Origin of the sequence: Candidatus Clostridium stratigraminis (assembly GCF_045310675.1) — a bacterium.
Classification (GTDB): Bacteria; Bacillota; Clostridia; order Clostridiales; family Clostridiaceae; genus Clostridium_AT; species Clostridium_AT stratigraminis.
This window is the reverse complement of the sequence record NZ_JBJHZZ010000001.1, coordinates 69,466-92,193: the sequence shown is the minus strand read 5'-3', so window position 1 is coordinate 92,193 and position 22,728 is coordinate 69,466. Positions and strand designations below refer to the sequence as shown.

Genomic DNA, 22,728 nt, shown 5'->3' with positions numbered 1-22,728 from the left:
GTGGATCATTTTAAAGTATCGTAGTAGAAGTAACGCCCCCGTGCCACACTAATTAAAAGGAGAATTATTATGACTCAGAAACTTTACTATGAAAATCAATATATAAGAGAATTTACAGCAGAAATAATAAATATTATTGAAAAAGATAAGGAATTTCATATTGAACTTGACAAAACTGCCTTTTTCCCAGGAGGAGGCGGTCAGCCCTCAGACATAGGAAGAATTGAGGATAGCATTATTTCCTATGTATATGAAAAAGATGGTATCATATATCATGTTTCGGATAAAAGACCTATAAAAATACATAAAGCTAAATGCAGCATTAATTGGGTCTTTAGATTTGACGGCATGCAGCAGCATTTAGGACAGCATGTCCTTTCTGCTGCTTTTATAGAAGCCTTTGGTTGTAATACAGTAGGTTTTCATTTAGGAAAAGATATTTGTACTATAGATTTGGATAAGCTGCTAAGTGATGAGGACTTGGAAAAAGTTGAAGATTTAGCTAATAATTATATTTTTGATGATAAAAAAGTTGAGTTTCTATTTCCAACAAAATCTGAACTAAAAAAGTTATCCCTTCGAAAAGTTCCTAATATTGATAATGAGCAGATCAGAATTGTTAAAATCGAAGATGTTGATTTAACTGCTTGCTGCGGAGTTCATCCTAAATCAGCTCTTGAAATTCAAGTAATTAAAATTCTTAAAAAGGAAAAATACAAGGGGAATATGCGCTTAGAATTTATTTGTGGAAAAAGAGCCATTATGGAAGCAATTAAAAGATATAAGTTTTCAAACAAAATTTGCAAGACATTAAACTGTAATGAGGATGAAGCTTTAATTAAGGTAAATACTATATCTAATGATATAAATAGCTTAATGGCTGAAAATAAAAATTTAAAATCACAAATTGCAGATTTTGAAGTACAAAATATACTTAATACCTGTGATGTTATTAATAATATAAAAATTATAAAAAACATATATGCAAATTCTGATATGAAATATGTAAATTTACTTGCCTCAAAACTTGTATCTTATGAAAATGTTATAGTTCTATTCGGGATAAAATCCGAAGCTATTGCAAATCTTTTATTTATGTGTTCTAAAAATTTCAAAAAAATTTATATGAATGATTTACTAAAAGATGCAATTAGTTTAATAGATGGTAAAGGCGGCGGCAGTCCTTTTTCTGCACAGGGCGGCGGAAAAAGCATAAGTAATCTTGAGTCTTCTATAGATTACGCGTTTTCAAAAATCAAAAATACATTGACTTCTAATATGTAATATATAAATATACTCCTGTTTACTGCGATAAATTGGATTAAATCTTAAGAAATGGTTTTACTCACAAAACTTTCACTTATAAAAGCTTTGATTTAAACAAATATTAATATTGTAAAAAATATTATCAGTTTAATAAGGAGGTAATTTTTTGTGGGTAAAAAGTTTCTTACTTTTTTAATAGCATCATCCTTAGTTTTAAGTACTTCATGTACTACACAGCAGCAACAAAAGAAGAATGCACAGCCTATCCAAGGTGTTGAATCTTCTGCTTATGAAACAGGAAATGTGAAAACAGTAAAATTAACTGCAGATAATTCAAATGTTAGAAGCGGATGTTCTACTAACTCCCCTGTAGTTTCCACTCCTGCTAAGAATAGTACATTAGATGTAGTAAGTCAGGTTTCAGATTGGTATGCTGTAAAACAACCTAATAATCAAATAGGTTTTGTGCATAATCAAGATGCTAAGCCAGTAGTAGTAGAAGGCAATGCGGCTAAAAATGCCCCTAATACATCTGGTGGAGCACCTCAGGCATCACAAGGCAATGCCACTGCTTCCACAGCACCTAAAACTCCTACAACACAAAACAATTCTAGTACACTTACAGCTTCCGAGCAGCAGATGCTGAATTTAATAAATCAAGCTAGATCCCAAAATAACGTAGCACCACTGCAGGCGGATATGCAAGTTACTAATGTTGCTAGAATAAAGGCTCAAGATATGATAGATAATAATTATTTCAGCCATAATTCTCCAAAGTATGGCAGTCCATTTGATATGCTTAAGGCTTTTGGGATTAATTATGTTGAGGCTGGAGAAAATATAGCCGGTAATCAAAGCGTACAAAATGCTGAAAATGCACTTATGAACTCACCTGGACACAGACAAAATATTCTTAATCCAGCATATACGCATATAGGAATAGGAATAAAAAGCGGCGGCCCTTATGGAAATATGTTTTCACAAATGTTCGTAAGTAAGCCTAAATAATCAATAAATTAAAATTAGCCACAAAACCAAGTGTTGACATTTAGATGAACAACACTAAGGCTTTGTGGCTATTCTTACACTATGAGCTTCTGCTTATTTTACATATTTTATATTTTCATATTCACACTTTATGTATAAGTGTCAAAACCAAACATCCCTTTACCATACTAATCTTGTAACAATTTCAAGTAAACTTCATATTATATAGCAGGACAAGGGTCCTAATATTTTATATATGAAAGGGGAATATTTGAAATGCCTAGCAGATTAGATATTGCACGTAACTTAGCTCGTCATATTGGACAAACTGTAACAATTTTTACTACTAGTGGTGGAGAATCAGGTCGTGGTTTTACAGGAATTCTTGCTTCTGTAAATGAAGACTTCGTTAGATTAATAATTCAAATAGGCTCAGCTCCTGGCTGCGCACTAGGAAGCTGCTGTGATGTAGACAGAAGAAATAACAGAAATCAATCTGATAATAATGTTTTCTCATTTGATGAATGCGAAACTGAAAGAAATATGGATAGAAATACGGATAGAGGAATAAATAACAGATTTGATTGTAATGGAAATACACTTGGTGCAATTGTAGATATACCAGTATGTAAAATTGCTGCATTTGTTCATAATTCTGTTGGAAGCAGCGGGTGGTAGAAATTTAAAGCGACACATTTCCTAGGAAATATGTCGCTTTTTCAATTATAATAAGTGCACACTAAATACTTTTACCTTTTAAGCAATAAACTTGTCTTATTTATAATACAAGTTTTATAATAAATTTAAAGAGAATGACTTACAAGCTGCTTTATACCGTAAGTAGCATCAACTAATGGACTAATAGACTTATCATTATTAATATAATCTATGACAGTTGAAAGAAAATCAGACATATCAACTTCTCTAAACCAATCTGCTCCTTTAGCTTCAGGTGAAATATAGGTCAAATTTGTTGAATAAACACGATCTATTACTCCTGTTTCAAAATATTCATTGAATTTTTCAACTCCTTCAGTAAATAGCGCAAAGGTTGTAGCAACAAATATCCGATTTGCTTTACGTTTCTTTAACTCTTTTGCAATATCGAATACTGATTCTCCAGAGGCAATCATATCATCAACAATTAGAACATCCATGCCTTCAACATCTCTTCCAATGTATTCATGTTGTACAATAGGATTTTTCCCTTTTATAACTGAAGTATAATCACGCCTTTTATAGAAAAGACCGATGTCTAAACCTAGAACACTGGAATAATAAATTGCTCTATCCATTGCACCCGTATCTGGACTGATTGTAAGCATCTTTGACTTGTCAATTTCTATATCTTCATTATTAAAAAATGCTTTTACTATTTCATAAGTAGGATATAAATTTTCAAAGGTTAATAATGGTACAGCGTTTTGAACATTTGGATCATGAACATCAAATGTATAGATATCCCTGACCCCCAATCTTTCCAGTTCTTGTAGTGCTATTGCACAATCCAATGATTCTCTTCCTTTTCTCTTGTGCTGTCTTCCTTCATACAGCATAGGCATTATAACTGTTACTCTTCTTGCTTTTCCACCTATAGCAGAGACAACTCTTTTAATATCCTGAAAATGTTCATCAGGTCCTTTGTGATTTATAAATCCATACATTTCATAGGTACAGCTATAATTTCCAACGTCACATAAAATATATATATCTTTACCCCTTACAGTCTCTTCAAGCCTAACCTTACCTTCTCCATTAGAAAACCTTATCTCATCTGTAGAAATTAGAAACGTTTTTGGGCAACTTTTCATGTTTTCACGCTTTTGCAGCAAATATTGATCAATTTTCGTTCCTAGTTCCTTGCAGCTTTCTAGTGCTATTATTCCTAATTGGCCATAAGGCATTGAATTTAATAAATTCATCTTCCCGTGGACCTCCTTATATGTGATAAAATATATTTTATAATTGATAACCTTTACTACCATAAATAATTGTAATAAATCCTCATTAATATTACAACATTTAATTAAATATTTATTAAATTTATTGTAAAAATATAATGGAGTATATACTAATATGTAATATTTTTGACATAATATATAATATATTCATATAAGAGGTACTATAAATGAACTATATAGTTTTTGATTTGGAATTTAATCAACATTATAACTCTGCTAAAGATCCTAAAGGATCAAACAACCCTTTTTGCCCTTTTGAAATAATTCAAATTGGAGCAGTAAAACTTGATGAAAATCTCAAGAAAATATCCACCTATAATAGTTTTATTAAACCAGAAATATATTCTTGTCTCAGCCCTTTTATCAGTGAAATTACTGGCATTACTGAAGAAACTTTAAGAAGGGCTCCTTCACACAGCATTGTTTATAAAGACTTTGTACAATTTATAGGAAAAGGAAGCTGTATTTTGTGCGTATGGGGAAAGGCAGATATTAAGGAACTTTATCGAAATTATGCGTACCATAACTTTGATATCTCAATACTTCCTAAAGAATATATAGATCTTCAAAAATATGCATCTAAATATTTTAATTGTCCAAAAGGTGTATTAATGGGGCTAAAAAATGCAGTTGAGCTTCTGCATATCCCAATTAATAATAACTTCCATGATGCCCTTAGCGATGCTAAATATACATCAAAGGTTTTCAGAAAAATTAATGATGAGGCTATAATTCCTAAGTTTTATGATCTTAATAAACCTACTATTAAACTTAAAAAAGCTAACAGCAAAATTGATTTTATTAAGCTTTATATGCAATTTGAGAAAATGTATAATAGAGAGATGTCAAAGGAAGAGAAATCTATTATAAAACTTGCCTATATGATGGGAAAAACCAATCAATTTCAAAAGTAAAAACTGTCAGTAATTCTTTGAACCTCCCCCATAAATAAATAATTGGTATTCAAGCTTTATTACTAACAGTTTTTTATTATACTTCTTCCTTACTATTTAAGAATTTCTCTTCAATTTCATTTAATATTTCCTTTTGAAAATACATAACTATGTATGCATAAATACTACAGATAAAGATAATAAATATTATTGGAATTACGGTAATAAGTATAGATAACAGAGCTAATAATATCCAATTTAATATGGTTAAATGAATTTTTTTAATTGAATATATAAAAGCCAGTTTAACCACATCTATTTTTCTTAAATAAAAACGGGATATAAAAGGAAAAATGTAAAAGGCTTGTGATACTATAGTAAATCCCAATACAATAAATATTATATTAAAAGTCTGTGATGTCTTTAATACTGTTATATCAATATATATGGCTGAAAGAATAAACACTATTATAACCCAAAAAAATAATGCTTCTAGAAAATTTGTCTTATAGGCTCTAAAAAAGTCCTTAGTTACATCTATGTCTTTCTCTCTTATTAGCTTGCCCATTATACTGAAAAGTGCAGCTAGTGCTGGTCCTATAGGCAGTAAGCAAATTATAGATAACAAATTTGCTCCTGAAACACCAATCTGAGCAGAAATTAAACTTATGAAAATAAATGGCATATTAACTAATAGAAAATAAATATTTGCTGCAAAAAACCACCATACATAATTTCCTAAAATAAATATAAATCCATCTCCAAACTCTTTTTTTTCGGACATGTAAAAGCACTCTCCTTAAAACAACTAGATAACTTTTATATTCTACAAATATACTTAATTTCCCTTTTAAAAAAAGAAGTTATCATAAATTCATGATAACTTCTTTAAAAAATATACTACTAAATTAACACCACATGGGTGACTTTTGGCCTTCTCAACTTTGTGGTATAAGAGCTCTTAGAAACTTACTGACTACATTTTCTACAAAGCTTACTGCAGTTTCAGGTGATACTCCGAAAAATGCTAAAATATCAAAAATCCAATATAAATCTTTTCTTAAGGCTGTAGCTATTTCGGAAATTTTTTTCTCTATAGGTCCAAAGAATTTTTCATGATTCTTATTGATGTAGTCTCCTATAACAAGTATTATATAATGCATTAATTCTTTTGCAATTGGCATATTTTCAATAAGCGTTAAATCCTTACTTATATCCAAAAAGACAGATTTAGCCGTATCTTCAATTTCATTTCTGCTTCTATAATTTTCTCCTCCGTAAATAGGGTATCTTACTAAATAATCCTCTGTCGGCTCATAATCCCTATAGTTGTTATCACTGTATTCAGTATAAAAATCCTCATCATAAAATCTGTCATAAGCAAATTGACTTGATTGGCAATATGGGCAATAGTAAGGTAAGTAATTTCCGTCATATTCATTTAACCAATAATTATTTCGCATAATTTACCTCCAAAATAATTTCACTAATACTATAATATGAATTATTTTGTAAAAAGGTATATTGCTAAATAATATTTTAATTAAATATTCTAATTAGCTTTAGCTCCTACTTTAATAACTCCATTAACAGGAGAATAATAATCGTTTGAAATAACTTCAGAGAAAACCAGTTTCCCATTATCATAGGTACTTCTTATTACTTTAACCTTAAAACCTGTATAAGAATTTTGAAGGACCTTATTGCTGCCTATGGCTAAATTTGAGTCACTTACTAAGGTTGTCCTAGAATTAATGGTTTCATATATATCATTTTTTAATAAGTATTTTTTCTTTGAGACTTCAGAATTTGAAAAAAGACTCACCTTTAAAACTCCATTCTTTGCACTCATATCAATTAAAAGTGGATATTCCAGTGTATTTTTAAACTTAAAATCTATGTTATTCCAATCAACCGTGGCATCCATCCCAAGTTTTACATAAGTTGATGGTAAGGTATGATGGGTTCTTTCTGTGGCATTCATACCTGCCAATAATACTGCATTGTATAAAGTTGATGAAACTTGACATATTCCACCACCAAAACCTGATTCCACCTTATTATCAACTATAACAGGAGCTTCTAGAAAGCCTCTTTCTTTAGTTCTTTCCCCTACTGTATCATTAAAGCTGAAGGTTTCTCCAGGCATTAAGATTTTCCCATTAATAAGGCTTGCTGCTAATTTAATATTATTTGACCGTTGATATGAAGATTCAGCATAGTATGTGATAAAAGAGGATATTACGCTATTTATATTCGTTAAATTATCAGATGTAATAGTTGGCATTACCTCTGCAGTTGGAATTTTTATACTTGAGCCTTCGTTAGTTTTATCAAGTAAGGAGTCTTTTATACTATTTTCAAGCTCTGCTGCTTTAACCTTAATGCCCTCTTTCCCTTCATAATAAGTAATTTTTGTATCAGTAGGATCTATAATAATACTGGCATTAATGGGGTCCTTGTTAACTTCCTTTTCAATAGTCTTCATTAAATTATTTATTTCATTTTTATTATAGGTAGCATCAATTGTATATTCTTTTTGAACACCATTTTTAATTAAATAATGCTTTTTTAAAGGATCCATACTCTTTGGAAATTCCAGAGCCTCTGTAACTGCCTCTTCAATATTAAATTTATCAATTATTTTTGAGTTCTCTATTTCAAAGGTTTTATTACTGGTCTGTAAAATACTTTTTTTACTAAGAACTGATTCCGAAAGTTTAGCCCTAATTATATTTATACTTTCCTCTTTAGATTTGCCGCCTACATCTATGCCCTCAATTTTAATTCCTGGATATAGAAGCATATCCCATTTTTTATTCTCTTCATATAACTTATAGCCATATCCAGCTAAAATTCCTGTGCTGCTTAGTATAAATTCAAGCAATATTATAATAAAGACTTTTCTTACATTAATTTTCTTTATGTCCATAGACTACCCCTCTAGACTAGTGATTAATCGCCATTTCTAAAAAAGTCTATAATACCGTTAATCTTTTGTGCCTCATATTTAATTGCATGATTTTGTTCTTCTAGCATATTTGTTCTAATATTTATCTGCTCTTTATGCTTATCTATAAGCTCTGAGAGTTTCTTAATTTCTGTATGTAAGTTTGAAATATCCCCTTCAATAGTAGAATAAAAATCATCTGAAAATTGCTTAAGAACATTTATTCTTTTTTCTCCGTCAGACATTAGTTTATTCAAATCAGTGTTAGATGCACTAATAATATTCATAACTGTTTTCTTTTTAATTTCAAATGGCAGGTTTTCGGGAAGTGCATTTATAAAATTTCCAAGCATAAAAATAGTATTTATATTACTATTTTCTAAATTGTATATTGAATATATTTCATTTATTGTCATGTTTCTCTCATGTTTTTTCTTTTGTGCCATAGTGTTATTATTTTCAATCTCCTTAATTTCCAACTGATAATCAGATGATTTCTCAAGCTCATTCTCATTTATACTTACGCTATTAATTTCTTGTTCTTCATTTTTATTAACAGCTTCATCATCATCCTTTTCAAACAAATTTAGTTTTTCAAAAACAGACATCATTGACATAACATTTCCCCCTATAACCTTTATAAAATTTTAAAAAGTATTCCTGCTCCCAAAACACATCCTACGGAAAATATAAGAAGATAAATTAAAGTCACATTAAACTTGTAGGTTAATTTATATTTTCTTTTATTTAAATAGGACTGAATTAATTTTATGACAAATTTACAAATTAGCATATTAGCAATGAAAAAAACTATTAAAAATAAAAACATTAATAAATAGAACATATTAATCACATCCAATTAATACATCATTAAATTTAGAAAAAATTTACAAATCAGAATTTTATAATACAATATATATATCGTCAAATTATCTAAAATATTGAGTCTTTTCGTAAAAAAAAACAACTAATAAATTATATGCTCCTACTTATGATAAATAGCATTTATTATTTTAACTGTTTATCATATCAGAAGCATATAAAAATTAGCTGCCTTAAAGTTATTTATTTTTCTTTAGTTTCTATTTCCTTAACAATTCTATCAATGAATTGTTGTAAATCTACTGCACCTTCATCGTCATTCTTACGACTTCTAACGGATACTGTATTATCTGCTGCTTCCTTTTCTCCAACGATAAGCATATAAGGAACTCTTTCCATTCTTGCTTCTCTTATTTTATAACCAATTTTTTCAGCTCTGTAGTCTGGCTCGACTCTAATACCCTTAAGCTTAAGTGCTTTATCTACCTTTTCTACATAGTCATGATACTTCTCTGATATTGGAAGTACTTTAACCTGAACTGGTGCAAGCCAAGTTGGGAAGGCTCCTGCATATTTTTCAATAAGCATTGCTAAAGTTCTTTCATAGCAGCCTATAGAAGTTCTATGAATAACATATGGATACTTCTTTTCTCCATCCTTGTCTACATAAGTCATCTCAAACCTGTGTGCAAGTGAGAAATCTATCTGTACTGTAATAATTGTATCTTCTTTTCCATGAACGTTTTTAAATTGAAGATCTAGCTTTGGACCATAGAAGGCTGCCTCACCAATTGCCTCTTCATAATCTAAACCTAAGTCATCAAGTATCTTCTTCATTTCAACCTGTGTCGCTTCCCAGGCTACAGGATCATCTATATATTTTTCTTTATTATTTGGGTCCCACTTGCTGAATCTATAAGTGATTTCCTCTTTAATTCCCAAGGTATCAAGCATAAAGTTAATTAAATCAACAACACCTTTAAATTCATCTTCAAGCTGATCTGGTCTAACAATTAAATGGCCTTCTGAAATTGTAAACTGTCTTACCCTTATTAGTCCGTGCATTTCTCCAGAGGACTCATTTCTAAATAGAGTAGAAGTTTCACCATATCTAAGTGGCAAATCTCTGTAGCTTCTTTGTCTTGAGTTATAAATTTGGAATTGGAATGGGCAAGTCATTGGCCTTAGTGCCATTACTTCTTCATCTTTTTCCTCATCACCTAGCACAAACATTCCATCTTTATAGTGGTCCCAATGTCCAGAAACCTTATATAAATCACTCTTCGCCATAAATGGAGTTTTAGTTAAAAGGTATCCCCTTCTTTCCTCTTCATCCTCAACAAATCTTTGCAGAAGCTGAACTACCTTTGCCCCCTTAGGCATTAAAAGAGGAAGACCTTGGCCTATAATATCTACTGTTGTAAATAATTCTAATTCTCTACCAAGCTTATTATGATCTCTCTTTTTAGCATCCTCTATTTTTGCTAAATGTTCTTCTAATTCATTCTTCTTTGTGAAGGCAGTTCCATAAATACGGGTAAGCATTTTATTCTTTTCGCTGCCTCTCCAATATGCTCCAGCAACTTGAGTTAATTTAAAGGCCTTAACATATTTTGTATTCATTAAATGAGGACCAGCACAAAGATCTACAAATTCTCCCATTTTATAAAAGGAAATAATTGAGTCTTTCGGCAAATCATTTATAAGCTCTACCTTATAACTTTCCCCTTTCTCTTCCATTAGCTTAATTGCTTCCTCTCTTGGAAGTTCGAAACGCTCTATGTCAAGCTCTTCCTTAACGATTCTTTTCATTTCCTCTTCTAATCTCTCTAAATCTTCAGCTGAAAAGGAACCTTCCTTATCAAAATCATAGTAGAAACCATCATCTATAGCAGGTCCTATTGCAAGCTTAGTTCCAGGAAACAGTCTTGTTACAGCTTGTGCTAATATATGAGTAGTTGTATGTCTGAAGGCTTTTCTACCCTCTTCATCATTAAAGGTCAATATGTTTACTTCTGAGTCCTCATTTAGGTTGAAACGTAAATCCACTGTTTTTCCATTTACGCTTCCTGCTGTAGCTACTCTTGCAAGTCCCTCGCTTAAGTCCTTTGCAACTTCAAAAACTGATACACCAGCTTCATATTCCTTTACTGAGCCATCTTTTAATTTAATCTTTATCATATATATTTCTCCTTCCTCAATATAATTTTTATTATTAACAAAACTTCATAAAATAAAAACTCTCGTCCCAAATTCAATAGAAAATGGGACGAGAGTATAAATTCTCCCGCGGTTCCACCCAAATTGTTTATTAGAATTTCAATTCCTAAAGTTAACTGCTGTTACATAAAATAGGGTTTAAGCTTCCTAATTTTATATCAACAATGTATAAGGTTAAAATTGCCATTCTATAATATAAACCACTTGACAAATTATAACGCATTACCGGACTTAATTAAAGTCACTCTGAGGTGGTCTTCGGCAATCTTCCTTTAAGGATACTTTCAGCAAGTATATCCTCTCTCTGCAAATTCAAACAGCTTACTCTTCTCATCATAGTTTTACATATTTTATTAAAAATATTATACCATTATAAGAAGTAATGTCAATAAACTTTAATTTTATTATTAATATTTTATTAACTCTATATCTAAAGTTGTAGCTTTTGGTTTATAATTTGTAGTATGATATAATTTTAAATCTGATACTTATAATAGATTATTATTTTAAAAGTTAAGAGAAAAAAACTCCTTAAAAATAATAAATTAGGGTAATCACTGCTTAACATTATAGGAGGATGAAATGTTCGATAATAAAAAATTCAAGTATGCTACCTATTATATACTTGGGGCAGCAATATTATTAATGATTGCAAATTACGTACTAGGAAGTATGCAGACACAGTCCATAAAATATAATGATTTTTTAAAAATGCTTACAGATAAAAAAGTAGAAGAGGTTCAGGTATCTGCGGATAAACTTGTAATAATACCAAAACCTGATGCAGGTGAAAGTAAAAAAATACTTTATACTGGTAATATGAATGACCCTCAACTAGTAGATAAATTAAATGCTGCAGGAGTAATTTTTGGTGCCTCAGTTCCTGATAATAACCCAATGAAGAACCTTTTGTTCAATTGGATTCTGCCAATAGTTTTATTTACCTTTATTGGAAGGCTGCTTTTTGGAAGATTGGATAAGAAAATGGGCAGTGGAGTTATGTCCTTTGGCAAAAACACAGCAAAGCTTTATGCAGAAAACGAAACTGGCAAAACCTTTGCAGATGTAGCAGGTCAAGAAGAGGCAAAAGAATCTCTTGTAGAGATTGTAGATTTTCTTCATAACCCTCAAAAATATTCCGAAATTGGTGCAAAACTTCCTAAGGGTGCACTATTAGTTGGCCCTCCGGGAACAGGTAAAACACTTCTTGCCAAGGCAGTAGCCGGGGAAGCCAAAGTACCTTTCTTTTCTATGTCCGGATCTGAATTTGTGGAGATGTTTGTTGGTATGGGTGCTTCAAGAGTAAGAGACCTTTTTAAACAGGCAGAAGAGAAGGCCCCATGTATAGTTTTTATCGATGAGATAGATGCTATAGGTAAAAGCAGAGATGGAAACTTAAGTGGCAATGATGAAAGAGAGCAAACCTTAAATCAGCTTCTTGCTGAAATGGATGGTTTTGATTCCTCTAAAGGCGTTGTAATACTTGCTGCAACTAATAGACCAGAAATCTTAGATAAAGCTCTTTTAAGGCCAGGAAGATTTGACAGAAGAGTTATTGTGGATAGACCAGATTTAAAAGGAAGAGAAGCTATAATTAAAGTACATTTAAAAGCTGTAAAGTCCTCTCCTGATTTAGATACTATGTCTGTTGCAAAGGCAACTCCTGGTGCTGTTGGAGCAGATCTTGCTAATATAGTTAATGAAGCTGCACTAAGAGCTGTAAAGCATTCAAGAAAAGAAATTGCTCAAGAAGATTTAGAAGAATCCATTGAAGTTATAATAGCCGGTAAAGAGAAAAAGGATAGAATTCTATCTGCAAAGGAGAAAAAGACTGTTGCCTTCCACGAAGTTGGCCACGCATTAGTTGCAGCTCTTTTAAAGGGTACAGATCCAGTGCATAAAATCACAATAGTTCCTAGAACTATGGGAGCTCTTGGTTACACTATGCAGCTTCCTGAGGAAGAAAAGTACCTTTTAACAAAGGAAGAGCTCTTTAATGAAATCTCAATTTTATTAGGTGGAAGAGCGGCTGAAGAAGTAGAGTTTAACTCAATTTCAACAGGAGCCTCAAATGATATTGAAAAAGCTACCCAGACTGCTAGAAGCATGGTTAGTATGTATGGAATGACCGACCGCTTCGACATGATGGGCTTAGAATCTCAATCTAGCAGATACTTAGATGGAAGACCAGTTAAAAATTGCAGTGAAGAAACTGCTTCAATTATTGATGAGGAAACTTTAAAAATAATTAAAGAAGCTCATGAAAAAGCAATAAACGTACTTAAGGAAAATAGAGAGCTTATGACTAAAATATCAGAAAGGCTTCTAGATAAAGAAACCTTAATGGGCGATGAATTTATGGAAATGGTAAGAGAAAGTAATGTTCTTAAGGAAGGCGATATTATTGGAGAATAATGAATTTACACTAGAAAAAGAACTTGAGTTTCAAAAGGAATTACAGTTTAACCTAGAAAGCACAAAGCTTTCAGATGTAATAGATTTAATTAATAAAGAAATATTAGTCTACATTAATAAAAGGAAAGATGTTACTAATTATATAGAAGATTACAGAAAAAAGACAATTGAAGAATATCGAGATGATGAAGATAAACTTATTGAATACTTTGATCATGAAAGATATGTTAAAGAGGAGTCCTTTAAAAATATTGATTCCAGATTAAAGGAACTTAACATACTATCTGCTTCTCCATATTTCGGAAGAGTTGATTTTAATGAAGCTGATGAAGATGATAAGGAAATAATTTATGTAGGCAGATTTGGTATGACTCCTGAAGGAGAATATGAACCTGTAATAGTTGATTGGAGAGCCCCTGTTTCGGCTCTTTTCTACGCTAATAGGCTTGGGGAGAATTCCTATAATGCCCCAGCAGGCAACATAACAGTAGATATTAAGCTTAAAAGACAATTTGTTATTAAGAAATCTAAACTGGTAGGCCTATTTGACTCAGCTTTAGATGTTAAAGATGACATACTCCAGTTAGTATTAAGCTCCAATACCTCTGCGAAATTAAGAGATATTATAATGACCATTCAAGAAGAGCAAGACCAGCTAATTAGACAACCTAAGGATAAAACAATTGTAGTAGATGGTGTTGCAGGAAGCGGAAAAACTACTGTTGCTCTTCATAGGATCTCATATTTACTTTATAATCACAGAGATACACTGCAAGATAAGGTGCTTATACTTGGCCCAAACAGTATTTTCATGGAGTATATTGGTACAGTGCTTCCAAGTCTGGGTGAAGTAGGAGTAAGACAAACAACCTTTAGAAATTTTGCTATGAAAATTTTAGATACTCCCACTGTAATGGATTTTAAAACCTACATGGAAAAGATCTTAAAAGAAGATGTGGATTTTATTACAGATGTACGCAGAAAAACTTCATTAGATTACTTAAATACTCTTAATGTGTTTTCTAATAAGCTAGACTTAAGCTTATTTAGTTATAAAGCTGTAAATTACTTTGATAAAACCGCAGTTGACATAAAAGAAATTGATAAGCTGTTTAATTTTCATTATAAATCCATGCCTCTTTTCAGGCGTTCTAAAAAAATAAAAAGAATTATTTTTTCAAAGCTTAAAGAGCTAAGAGATGATAGAATAAGAACAATTCAGCGTGAATATAAGGAAAATATCAGAAGTATGTCCAAGGCTGAACTTGAGCTATTTGAAACCTCTCTTAATATGGCTAGAATAAATAATATTAGAGAAGCAGTTAATGAAGTTATGAGGGCTAAAAAGGAAATGAAATGGCTTAATAACCCTTCTTGTATAGAGCTTTATAATGAAATAAATGAAGATAAAGAGCTTACCCAAGACGATTTAGCCCCAATTTTATATCTTAAATTAAAACTAGAAGGTTTAACTTTAAAAGAAGAAATAAAGCATGTAGTTATAGATGAGGCACAAGACTACAGCCCTATTCAGTTCTTTGTTATTAAAGAGCTTACAAGGTGCAATTCTCTTACTATTGTAGGTGATAGTAATCAAAGGCTTATACCACTTGATGGAACTTCTCCAATGCTTGGCCTTCATAAGATTCTACCCTCTCTTAATATTGAATACTTTAACTTGTATAAGAGTTATAGATCCACTAAGGAGATAATGGAATATGCTAATAAATTTATAGGTGATAACAGAATAGCACCTTTGGTAAGAAATGGTGAAAAAGTAATAGAAAAAAGCTTTAATAACGAAGATGACTTAATCGAAGCTATTGATAAGGCCCTCCAAACTCTTAAAGCTAAAGAATATGAAAATATTGCTGTCCTTTGTAGAGATATGGAGGAAACTGAGAAGATAGGAAAAAGTCTTAAATCAAAGGATTACATTAAACTCTTAGATGAAGAAGATTTAATTTATAACGGTGGGACTGTTGTTATCCCCTCCTACTTTGCTAAGGGTTTAGAATTTGATGCCGTTATTTTAATTAAGGATAATGAAAATTTAAGTGACAGCAAGCTTAATTATGTAATGGCAACTAGAGCATTACATGAATTGTTAGTATATAAAATTTAAAAATTAAAATAATAAGGTTAAAGCAAATATTTTTATATTTTGCTTTAACCTTTTTTAATGTGGCAATGGGACGTCCGAGAAACGTCCTTGCCACATCCATATCACATTTTTTATATTTCATGTATATTATTCATATACAAATTATGCTATAATTTTATTATTTACTACATATTTCTAAAAGTGAGGATATTTTATGAGAAAACATAGTAGAAAATATGTACTATCCGCAATTATCTTTGTTATAATCCTTTTAATAAGTTCATTAGGTTTTTATTCAATTAAACATTCCTCAGAGAAAGCAAGGGCCCAGGCCGCGGCACAAGCTGAAAAGGAAAAAGAAGCTGAGAATCAAAGAAAGCTTTACGAAGCTAAGAAGACTGAAGAGGCTAAAAAGGCAGAAGACGAGAAACTCCAAGCCGAAAAAATAAAGATTCTGGAAGCAGTTAAAGGGGAAGGAAAGTCAAGGGATATCCCTGTTTTAATGTATCATTCCATAGCTTATGAGAAGGGCAATGAACTTAGAATACCAAAAGACAAATTTAGGCTTCAAATGAAGTATCTTAAGGATAATGGCTTTACCACTCTAACCCTTAATGAATTATACGATCATCTAGTTAATGGCAGCGAACTGCCTAAGAAACCCATAATTATTACCCTGGATGATGGCTATGTTGATAATTATACAAATGCTCTTCCTGTAATTAAAGAATTTAATCTTAAGGCAACAGTATTTATGATTACTTCTTGTATAGACACCGATAATAGGTACTTAACAAGTTTAGAGCTTCAGGAAATGGATAAGTCTGGTATGGAAATTGAGTCGCATACAGTATCCCATCCTGAATTAAACAAATTAACTTATGATGTTCAATTAAGTCAACTTAAAGACTCAAAAGCTGCTCTTGAAAAGGTTCTAGGAAGAGAAGTTCCATATATTGCTTATCCCTATGGGAAATTTAATAATGATACTCTAAAAATAGTTGAAGATGTTGGCTATAAAATGGCATTCTCAACTATAACAGGAACTGCTAATAAATCAAATGGTTTATTTAAGCTTCATAGACTTTACGTAAGCAATAAATATGATATGAATAATTTTAAAAGTTTAGTAAATAGTGCCTCCCACTAACTTTAAAGGGTTAAGGGGCGGCACTTAACTTTACTGCTCTTTATTAAATTCGTCACCCTTCCACACAACAAAATTCTCATAGTCTAGCCCAAACTGCATTAAGATTTTACCAATTATATGACTAATTTGCTCTTCAACAGTTTCCGCAGAATTATAGAAGGTTAAAACTGGAGGCATGATAACACAGCCTAAGTCAGAAGCTTCTTTCAAATTTTTAATATGCACCTTCCCAAAAGGCATTTCCCTTGGTACCAATACAATACGTCTATTTTCCTTTAAGCACACATCTGCAGCCCTTATTAATAAATTATCAGCATAGCCCGTGGCGATTCCCGACAATGTTTTCATACTGCAAGGAATTACTGTCATTCCATCTGTTTTAAAGGAACCACTAGCGATACTTGCTCCAAGGTTACTATTATCATGTACAACATCTGCCAAAGCTTCAACTTCTGATATGTTTATATGTGTTTCCATTTTAAAAGTCCGTTTTGCACCATCTGTTATTATTAAATGAGTTTCACACTCTGGATATGCTTTTAATGCCTTTAACAAATGATATCCCAGTATTACTCCACTTGCTCCAGTTATTCCAACAATAATACGCATCTAGTTTCTCCTTATGAATAATTAATCTGCATTGTATTTTACCGTATAGCTTAAATTTAATAATTCCTACTAATAGTATAACAATACATGAATAAAATACAATATTAGCTCCAGATTTCAGTATGTAATACTATCCTATAAAAAATTAATATTATTTAAGTTTTCCTACAACCGGAAGTCCTTGTAGAACATCTTTTCCATGTGGAGACTGTTCTATTTCTTTTGACAAATCTTTTCCAGCGGTAACACCACCTACATGTTTGCCATTTCTCCAGCCCTTTGCATTAGTTACATCGTAAACTACCCCATCAACTGCAACATAAGCTGGGTTCCCATTTTGACCATTATACTTTGATAATTCAGCTAAAGTGAATTCCTTGTTTACTGATGAATTTGAATTTGTTACAGAATTTGTACTACTTTTAGTACTAGCATTTGGATTAACCGTGCTTTGTACCTCTGAATTCTTATTTGAACATCCGCTTATAATTAGCATAAAGCTTAATATACCAAAAATAAATACTTTTTTCATAACTTTCACTCCTTTAATAATTATTATCATCGAATAATATTTATTATCAATATACCTTTAAATTATGTCAATTTAAAGGTGAATTTATTTTCAAATTGTAAATAAATTAGATTTCTCCTTTATAAAATTGGTTGACAAATTTACTTTATCACGTTACAATACTAATATAATAAATTATAGAAATAATAGCATTGATAAGAAAGAGTAAAAATATATTTTCTATTACAGAGAGCTCCTGGTTGGTGAGAAGGACATTAGAGTATATTTTGAACACATCTTTGAGCTGAGCATCGAACCCTACAGGAAGTAGACTGCCTCCGGATTACCTGCACCCGTTATAGTGCTAGAGTATAAGCATATATTGTCGTACTCGAAGAGGTTAATATTGTGAGATATTAATAAATTGAGGTGGAACCACGTGAGTATTACTCTCGTCCTCTAGCAAAAGCTAGAGGACGAGAGTTTTTTTATTTCTTAAAATTGTAGCGCTGCAAATTTATGAAATAAAAAGGAGTTAGCTATTTTTCATAATAAGTTTATATGCTGCAGCTAATGCACAAAGCTTAAATCACAAAATGTTAAGGAGAGATAAAATAATGAAAACAAAAAATTTCGTAGTTTTAATAATTCTATTTGTATTTGGCATAACAATATTTTCAGGATGTTCAAAAAATATGACAAGTAATGTGGATTCCTTTTCAAAATTAAAGACTAAAGGCTATGTGGTTGTTGGCCTTGATGATACCTTTGCACCTATGGGTTTTAAAGATACCAAAGGAGACATTGTAGGCTTTGACGTAGATTTAGCTAAAGAAGTATTTAAGAGAATTGGTATAAATGTTAAGTTCCAATCCATTGATTGGTCCATGAAAGAAACAGAACTTAATTCAGGAAACATTGACTTAATATGGAATGGATATTCAATAACTGATGAGAGAAAGCAAAAGGTTTCCTTTACTAATCCCTATTTAGAAAATAGACAGCTTATTATAACTCTGGCAAGTTCAAATATACAAAGTAAAAAGGATCTTCAAGGTAAAAAAGTTGCTGTTCAAAATGGGTCAAGCTCCTTAGATGCATTAAACAAAGAGCCAGAGGTCTTAAAATCCCTAAATTCAGGAAAGCCAGTACTATTTGATACAAATAATGAAGCCTTTATGGACTTAGAGGCAGGCAGAGTAGATGCAGTAGTAGCTGATGAGGTTTTAGCCAGATACTATATGAAGGAAAGAGGTATAGAAAAATATAAAGTACTTCAAGAGGACTTTGGTAAGGAGCAGTATGCTGTGGGAATTAGAAAAGCTGATAGTGAGATAGTCAATAAAGTTAATAGTGAATTAGAAAATATGAAGAAAGATGGAACCAGCGTAGAAATATCAAAAAAGTGGTTTGGTTCTAATATTGTAAAATAAGGAAGGTGATTACAAGTGGACTATATTTATAATTTAATACCTTCCATGCTTGATGGACTCAATACAACAATGCAAATATTTTTAATAACAGCTTTACTGTCTATCCCCTTAGGTGTGATAGTGTCAATTACAAGGATATCTAAGCTGCAGATTTTAAATAAAATAGTGCAGCTATATATTTGGGTTATGAGGGGAACCCCTCTGCTTTTGCAATTAATATTTATATTCTTTGGTCTGCCTGTAGTCGGTATTACCTTTGATAGATATACAGCTGCAATTATAGCATTTGTATTAAATTATAGTGCTTATTTTGCAGAAATTTTTAGAAGCGGCATTGAGGGAATAGACAAAGGACAATATGAAGCTGCCGAAGTTTTAGGGCTTACTAGGTTTAAAACCTTTATTAGAATTATTCTCCCTCAAGTTATTAAAAGGACTCTACCTCCAATTTCTAATGAGGTTATAACCTTAGTAAAAGATACCTCCTTGGTTTATGTAGTTGGACTTGGAGAGCTGCTTCGCGCAGGTAAAATTGCATCAAACAGAGATGCTACCTTAACTCCCTTAATTGTAGTTGGTATATTTTATCTTGTAATAACAGCTGTCTTAACAAAATTCTTTAAAGTATTTGAAGAAAAGTACTCATACTATAACTAGGGAGTGTGACAATTATGATTTTAAAAGTAGATAACTTAAATAAAAGCTTTAAACAAAATCAGGTGTTAAAGAATATAAATTTAGAATTAAGAGAAGGAGAAATACTAGCAATAATCGGCCCCTCTGGTGCAGGAAAGACTACTCTTTTAAGATGTATAAATGGCCTTGAAAGATCTGACAGTGGATCTATAGAAATAGACGGAAAGTTTCTATGTAAGGATGAGAATAATAAAAGCTTATATCCTAAGAAGAAAAATGTACGTGATGTGATTAAGAATCTTGGCATGGTCTTTCAAAGTTACAACTTGTTTCCTCAAAAATCTGCCCTAGAAAATGTTATAGAAGCACCAATAAACGCCTATAAAGTTTCAAAAAAGGAAGCAAAAGAGAAAGCCGTAGAATTATTAAGCAGCCTAGGTCTTAAAGATCGTGTAAACTCCTATCCTTGTGAGCTTTCTGGTGGTGAAAAACAGAGGGTTGCTATAGCTAGAGCTTGTGCACTTAGTCCTAAAGTAATGTGCTTTGATGAGCCAACCTCTGCACTCGACCCTGAGCTTACAGAAAGTGTAGCAAAATCAATTGAGAATCTAGCAAATGATAGCATGGCGGTACTCATTATAACTCATGATATGAAGTTTGCTGAAAGAGTGGCAGATAGAATTATTTTTATGGAAAATGGTGAAATTATTGAGGAAGGTCAAAAGGATGCTTTCTTTAATAATTTGGGAAATGAGAGAATTAAAAAATTTATTTTTAATTAATGCCTATTTCAAATTATAGGATTGTAAATAGTATTCACAGACTCTCTATTGTAATCTTTAACACTGTGCAGGCAATATTCACGGAAAAACGCGGAAGAAATTAAAAATTCTTTCCGCGTTTTTAAGTATCTGATGTTCATTAATTGTTTAATCTTAAAGTTTTAAGCACTCATATAAATTTAATTATGTTGAACTACTATTTTGATTGCCGCTGTTATTGTTGCTATTGCTGTTACTTCCATTTCCTCCATTGCCATTTACGCTGTATTCCTGCACTGATACTTTAGAAATGGTGCCTTTATTCTTATCGGCATACCAAATTTGTAAGATATCATTAGCCTTTATGTCAGAAACCTTTAACTGCTCTGTTTGTCTACCTTGATTTCCCCTTACCATTATAGTAATTGAAGTTCCATCAGGAATTGTTATAGTTTTTGTTTCACCTGTAAACTCCAGCTGTCTTCTCGGTCTTTGGCCTTGATTATTACCGTTCCCATTATTGGAATTAAAATTGTTGTTATTACCATTATTATTGTTGTTGTTATTATTGTTATTGTTATTATTGTTACTATTATTACCGTTACCATTATTTCCATTATTGTTATTTCCGTTTTGCTGCGTAAACTGAGGCTGCTTTATTACCTTAATTGTTACTGCATTTCCTTTTATACTTACTACTTGTCCTGATAAATCAGCCATTTGAAACTGGCCTCTTCCATTAAAATTACCTTGATTTTGACCATTTTGAGCTGTACTATTTTGGTTAGAATTGTTATTTTGGTTGTCAACGGTCTGTGCCTTACATCCAAACAATAAAGATGCAATTAAAATTAATATTGCTATTAAACTAATTGTTTTTTTCATTTTAAGCCTCCGCCTTTTAATTAAAATTTACCTGAGAATCATAAATCATTTTCGAAATGTGAGCAATAACTTCATTAGCATTGTCCAAGTTATTGGTGTAAATACTTAAAATATAAGGATTTTTAGTATAGATTATGCCTACATCATTTACATAGCTGTCATAGTTACCCACTTTATGAGCAACAATATTGTGCGGCAAATAAAAATCTAATCTATCATGGAATTCTGTATTTTTCATGTCATCAATAATTTTAGAATAATAAGAGTTATTATTTACATTTTCATATAGTTGTTTTAATAACGTTGTTTCATCATTAGCCGTAATAAAGTTACCAGATTTATCTGTTGCATGTCCAAGTTTTGCATCAATCAAATTTCTCATATTATAGTAATTAATTCTTTTAATGATCATGTTTGTAGCAATATTATCTGAGTAAATTATAGAATAATCACTTAATAGTGATAAAGAAATTGGCTTTGATAAATCCTGAGACTGCAGTATTCCTGTTCCTTCTTCAAAGCTGTCCTCTGTGTACTGTATGCTTTCGTTTTCCTTCACCGTACCATTTTGAATCATATCATCCAGTATCATATTCATTTGAACTTTGATAGTACTAGCTGCTAAAAAGGTTTTATCCCCATTTATTACTATTTCTTTACCAGAATTAATATCATAATAGGACAAGCCAACCTTGCTGATATTTTTTCCTAAATAGTCTTTAATATTATTTTCAAGCTCTGTTCTCATTTTTTCAAACTCAACAGACTTTTCATTTAAGCTTACAAGCAGTGCCTTTTTTTCCATTATCATAATGTCATTATCATCATTATTAGTATTTGTTTCATTAATAGTTTGTCCATTTGAAGTGGAAACATTATCCTTAATTACACTTGAACTGTCAGTTGCAAGCTTATTATCTGAACATGCAGTCTGAGTATATATTAAGGTAATAATAAAAAAGTATATACCCAGACATTTTAAATATTTAATTTTCCCCATAAACCCATCGCTCCTATAATGCTTAAGTAAAAATTGTAGATGTTTGCTTCAACTTTATATTATTTAAATCATATGACAGACGTATCACAATAAGGTAAATAAATTGTAAACATCATATATAATAT

Annotated in this window: 20 protein-coding genes and 1 other annotated feature; of the genes, 10 read left to right on the top strand and 10 right to left on the bottom strand. The window is 31.3% G+C overall.

Going from position 1 to position 22,728, the window contains the following annotated elements:
* Window positions 1-69: 69 nt before the first annotated feature.
* From ACJDUG_RS00445 to ACJDUG_RS00435, 3 genes are all read left to right on the top strand, one after another.
* Window positions 70-1,284 (top strand): alanyl-tRNA editing protein, encoded by a 1,215-nt coding sequence (locus ACJDUG_RS00445; protein WP_406767907.1) that lies wholly within the window; start codon window positions 70-72, stop codon window positions 1,282-1,284.
* 150 nt (window positions 1,285-1,434) lie between these two features.
* Window positions 1,435-2,274, top strand: a complete 840-nt coding sequence (locus tag ACJDUG_RS00440; protein ID WP_406767906.1) for a CAP domain-containing protein — start codon at window positions 1,435-1,437, stop codon at window positions 2,272-2,274.
* A 255-nt stretch (window positions 2,275-2,529) separates the two neighbouring features.
* Window positions 2,530-2,931 carry a hypothetical protein gene (locus ACJDUG_RS00435; RefSeq protein WP_406767905.1) on the top strand — a complete coding sequence of 134 codons (402 nt, stop codon included), beginning with the start codon at window positions 2,530-2,532 and terminating at the stop codon, window positions 2,929-2,931.
* Window positions 2,932-3,056: 125 nt separating this feature from the next.
* Here the strand turns inward: ACJDUG_RS00435 and ACJDUG_RS00430 are convergent, their stop codons facing one another.
* Window positions 3,057-4,175: a ribose-phosphate pyrophosphokinase gene (locus ACJDUG_RS00430; protein ID WP_406767904.1), complete on the bottom strand. Its 1,119-nt coding sequence runs from the start codon at window positions 4,173-4,175 to the stop codon at window positions 3,057-3,059.
* Between the two features lie 206 nt (window positions 4,176-4,381).
* Here ACJDUG_RS00430 and ACJDUG_RS00425 point away from each other — a divergent pair, with 206 nt between their 5' ends.
* Window positions 4,382-5,128, top strand: coding sequence for a 3'-5' exonuclease (locus tag ACJDUG_RS00425; protein WP_406767903.1), 747 nt, complete (start codon window positions 4,382-4,384; stop codon window positions 5,126-5,128).
* A 76-nt stretch (window positions 5,129-5,204) separates the two neighbouring features.
* On the opposite strand, the gene ACJDUG_RS00420 is transcribed toward ACJDUG_RS00425, so the two are convergent.
* The 5 genes from ACJDUG_RS00420 to thrS all read right to left on the bottom strand — a co-directional run bounded on the left by ACJDUG_RS00420 (window position 5,205) and on the right by thrS (window position 11,060).
* A complete protein-coding gene (locus ACJDUG_RS00420) occupies window positions 5,205-5,891 on the bottom strand; it encodes a DUF624 domain-containing protein (protein WP_406767902.1) in 687 nt (228 codons plus the stop codon).
* 154 nt (window positions 5,892-6,045) lie between these two features.
* Complete coding sequence (locus tag ACJDUG_RS00415; protein ID WP_406767901.1) at window positions 6,046-6,570, bottom strand: hypothetical protein; 525 nt, start codon at window positions 6,568-6,570, stop codon at window positions 6,046-6,048.
* Window positions 6,571-6,659: 89 nt separating this feature from the next.
* Window positions 6,660-8,039, bottom strand: coding sequence for a VanW family protein (locus ACJDUG_RS00410; RefSeq protein WP_406767900.1), 1,380 nt, complete (start codon window positions 8,037-8,039; stop codon window positions 6,660-6,662).
* Between the two features lie 23 nt (window positions 8,040-8,062).
* Window positions 8,063-8,674 carry a hypothetical protein gene (locus ACJDUG_RS00405; RefSeq protein ID WP_406767899.1) on the bottom strand — a complete coding sequence of 204 codons (612 nt, stop codon included), beginning with the start codon at window positions 8,672-8,674 and terminating at the stop codon, window positions 8,063-8,065.
* A 448-nt stretch (window positions 8,675-9,122) separates the two neighbouring features.
* The gene (gene thrS / locus ACJDUG_RS00400) at window positions 9,123-11,060 is read right to left on the bottom strand and encodes a threonine--tRNA ligase (RefSeq protein ID WP_406767898.1); all 1,938 of its coding nucleotides are present in this window, start codon (window positions 11,058-11,060) and stop codon (window positions 9,123-9,125) included.
* A 621-nt stretch (window positions 11,061-11,681) separates the two neighbouring features.
* On the opposite strand from thrS, the gene ftsH reads away from it, so the two are divergent.
* The 3 genes from ftsH to ACJDUG_RS00385 all read left to right on the top strand — a co-directional run bounded on the left by ftsH (window position 11,682) and on the right by ACJDUG_RS00385 (window position 16,768).
* Window positions 11,682-13,514 carry an ATP-dependent zinc metalloprotease FtsH gene (ftsH, locus tag ACJDUG_RS00395; RefSeq protein WP_406767897.1) on the top strand — a complete coding sequence of 611 codons (1,833 nt, stop codon included), beginning with the start codon at window positions 11,682-11,684 and terminating at the stop codon, window positions 13,512-13,514.
* A complete protein-coding gene (locus tag ACJDUG_RS00390) occupies window positions 13,504-15,639 on the top strand; it encodes a HelD family protein (protein ID WP_406767896.1) in 2,136 nt (711 codons plus the stop codon). The genes ftsH and ACJDUG_RS00390 overlap by 11 nt, the downstream gene beginning before the upstream one ends.
* Before the next feature lie 193 nt (window positions 15,640-15,832).
* Window positions 15,833-16,768 (top strand): polysaccharide deacetylase family protein, encoded by a 936-nt coding sequence (locus tag ACJDUG_RS00385; protein ID WP_406767894.1) that lies wholly within the window; start codon window positions 15,833-15,835, stop codon window positions 16,766-16,768.
* Between the two features lie 30 nt (window positions 16,769-16,798).
* On the opposite strand, the gene ACJDUG_RS00380 is transcribed toward ACJDUG_RS00385, so the two are convergent.
* The gene (locus ACJDUG_RS00380; protein ID WP_406767893.1) at window positions 16,799-17,377 is read right to left on the bottom strand and encodes a UbiX family flavin prenyltransferase; all 579 of its coding nucleotides are present in this window, start codon (window positions 17,375-17,377) and stop codon (window positions 16,799-16,801) included.
* A 151-nt stretch (window positions 17,378-17,528) separates the two neighbouring features.
* Window positions 17,529-17,909, bottom strand: a complete 381-nt coding sequence (locus tag ACJDUG_RS00375) for a cytochrome b5 domain-containing protein (RefSeq protein ID WP_406767892.1) — start codon at window positions 17,907-17,909, stop codon at window positions 17,529-17,531.
* A 182-nt stretch (window positions 17,910-18,091) separates the two neighbouring features.
* Window positions 18,092-18,351, top strand: a binding site (T-box leader).
* Window positions 18,352-18,505: 154 nt separating this feature from the next.
* Between ACJDUG_RS00375 and ACJDUG_RS00370 the strand changes: the two genes are divergently transcribed.
* From ACJDUG_RS00370 to ACJDUG_RS00360, 3 genes are read left to right on the top strand one after another with little or no spacing between them, the layout of a single operon-like run.
* Complete coding sequence (locus ACJDUG_RS00370; protein ID WP_406767891.1) at window positions 18,506-19,321, top strand: amino acid ABC transporter substrate-binding protein; 816 nt, start codon at window positions 18,506-18,508, stop codon at window positions 19,319-19,321.
* Between the two features lie 15 nt (window positions 19,322-19,336).
* Window positions 19,337-19,978, top strand: a complete 642-nt coding sequence (locus ACJDUG_RS00365) for an amino acid ABC transporter permease (RefSeq protein ID WP_406767890.1) — start codon at window positions 19,337-19,339, stop codon at window positions 19,976-19,978.
* A 17-nt stretch (window positions 19,979-19,995) separates the two neighbouring features.
* Window positions 19,996-20,739 (top strand): amino acid ABC transporter ATP-binding protein, encoded by a 744-nt coding sequence (locus tag ACJDUG_RS00360; RefSeq protein ID WP_406768670.1) that lies wholly within the window; start codon window positions 19,996-19,998, stop codon window positions 20,737-20,739.
* Window positions 20,740-20,922: 183 nt separating this feature from the next.
* On the opposite strand, the gene ACJDUG_RS00355 is transcribed toward ACJDUG_RS00360, so the two are convergent.
* Window positions 20,923-21,603, bottom strand: coding sequence for a hypothetical protein (locus ACJDUG_RS00355; protein ID WP_406767889.1), 681 nt, complete (start codon window positions 21,601-21,603; stop codon window positions 20,923-20,925).
* Window positions 21,604-21,619: 16 nt separating this feature from the next.
* The gene (locus ACJDUG_RS00350; protein ID WP_406767888.1) at window positions 21,620-22,603 is read right to left on the bottom strand and encodes a serine hydrolase; all 984 of its coding nucleotides are present in this window, start codon (window positions 22,601-22,603) and stop codon (window positions 21,620-21,622) included.
* Window positions 22,604-22,728 lie beyond the last annotated feature (125 nt).

Coding starts and splice junctions, on each gene's coding strand:
- ACJDUG_RS00445 (WP_406767907.1), top strand. CDS start 70: ATGACTCAGAAACTTTACTATGAAAATCAATATATAAGAGAATTTACA.
- ACJDUG_RS00435 (WP_406767905.1), top strand. CDS start 2,530: ATGCCTAGCAGATTAGATATTGCACGTAACTTAGCTCGTCATATTGGA.
- ACJDUG_RS00430 (WP_406767904.1), bottom strand. CDS start 4,175: ATGAATTTATTAAATTCAATGCCTTATGGCCAATTAGGAATAATAGCA.
- ACJDUG_RS00425 (WP_406767903.1), top strand. CDS start 4,382: ATGAACTATATAGTTTTTGATTTGGAATTTAATCAACATTATAACTCT.
- ACJDUG_RS00420 (WP_406767902.1), bottom strand. CDS start 5,891: ATGTCCGAAAAAAAAGAGTTTGGAGATGGATTTATATTTATTTTAGGA.
- ACJDUG_RS00415 (WP_406767901.1), bottom strand. CDS start 6,570: ATGCGAAATAATTATTGGTTAAATGAATATGACGGAAATTACTTACCT.
- ACJDUG_RS00410 (WP_406767900.1), bottom strand. CDS start 8,039: ATGGACATAAAGAAAATTAATGTAAGAAAAGTCTTTATTATAATATTG.
- ACJDUG_RS00405 (WP_406767899.1), bottom strand. CDS start 8,674: ATGTCAATGATGTCTGTTTTTGAAAAACTAAATTTGTTTGAAAAGGAT.
- thrS (WP_406767898.1), bottom strand. CDS start 11,060: ATGATAAAGATTAAATTAAAAGATGGCTCAGTAAAGGAATATGAAGCT.
- ftsH (WP_406767897.1), top strand. CDS start 11,682: ATGTTCGATAATAAAAAATTCAAGTATGCTACCTATTATATACTTGGG.
- ACJDUG_RS00385 (WP_406767894.1), top strand. CDS start 15,833: ATGAGAAAACATAGTAGAAAATATGTACTATCCGCAATTATCTTTGTT.
- ACJDUG_RS00380 (WP_406767893.1), bottom strand. CDS start 17,377: ATGCGTATTATTGTTGGAATAACTGGAGCAAGTGGAGTAATACTGGGA.
- ACJDUG_RS00375 (WP_406767892.1), bottom strand. CDS start 17,909: ATGAAAAAAGTATTTATTTTTGGTATATTAAGCTTTATGCTAATTATA.
- ACJDUG_RS00370 (WP_406767891.1), top strand. CDS start 18,506: ATGAAAACAAAAAATTTCGTAGTTTTAATAATTCTATTTGTATTTGGC.
- ACJDUG_RS00355 (WP_406767889.1), bottom strand. CDS start 21,603: ATGAAAAAAACAATTAGTTTAATAGCAATATTAATTTTAATTGCATCT.
- ACJDUG_RS00350 (WP_406767888.1), bottom strand. CDS start 22,603: ATGGGGAAAATTAAATATTTAAAATGTCTGGGTATATACTTTTTTATT.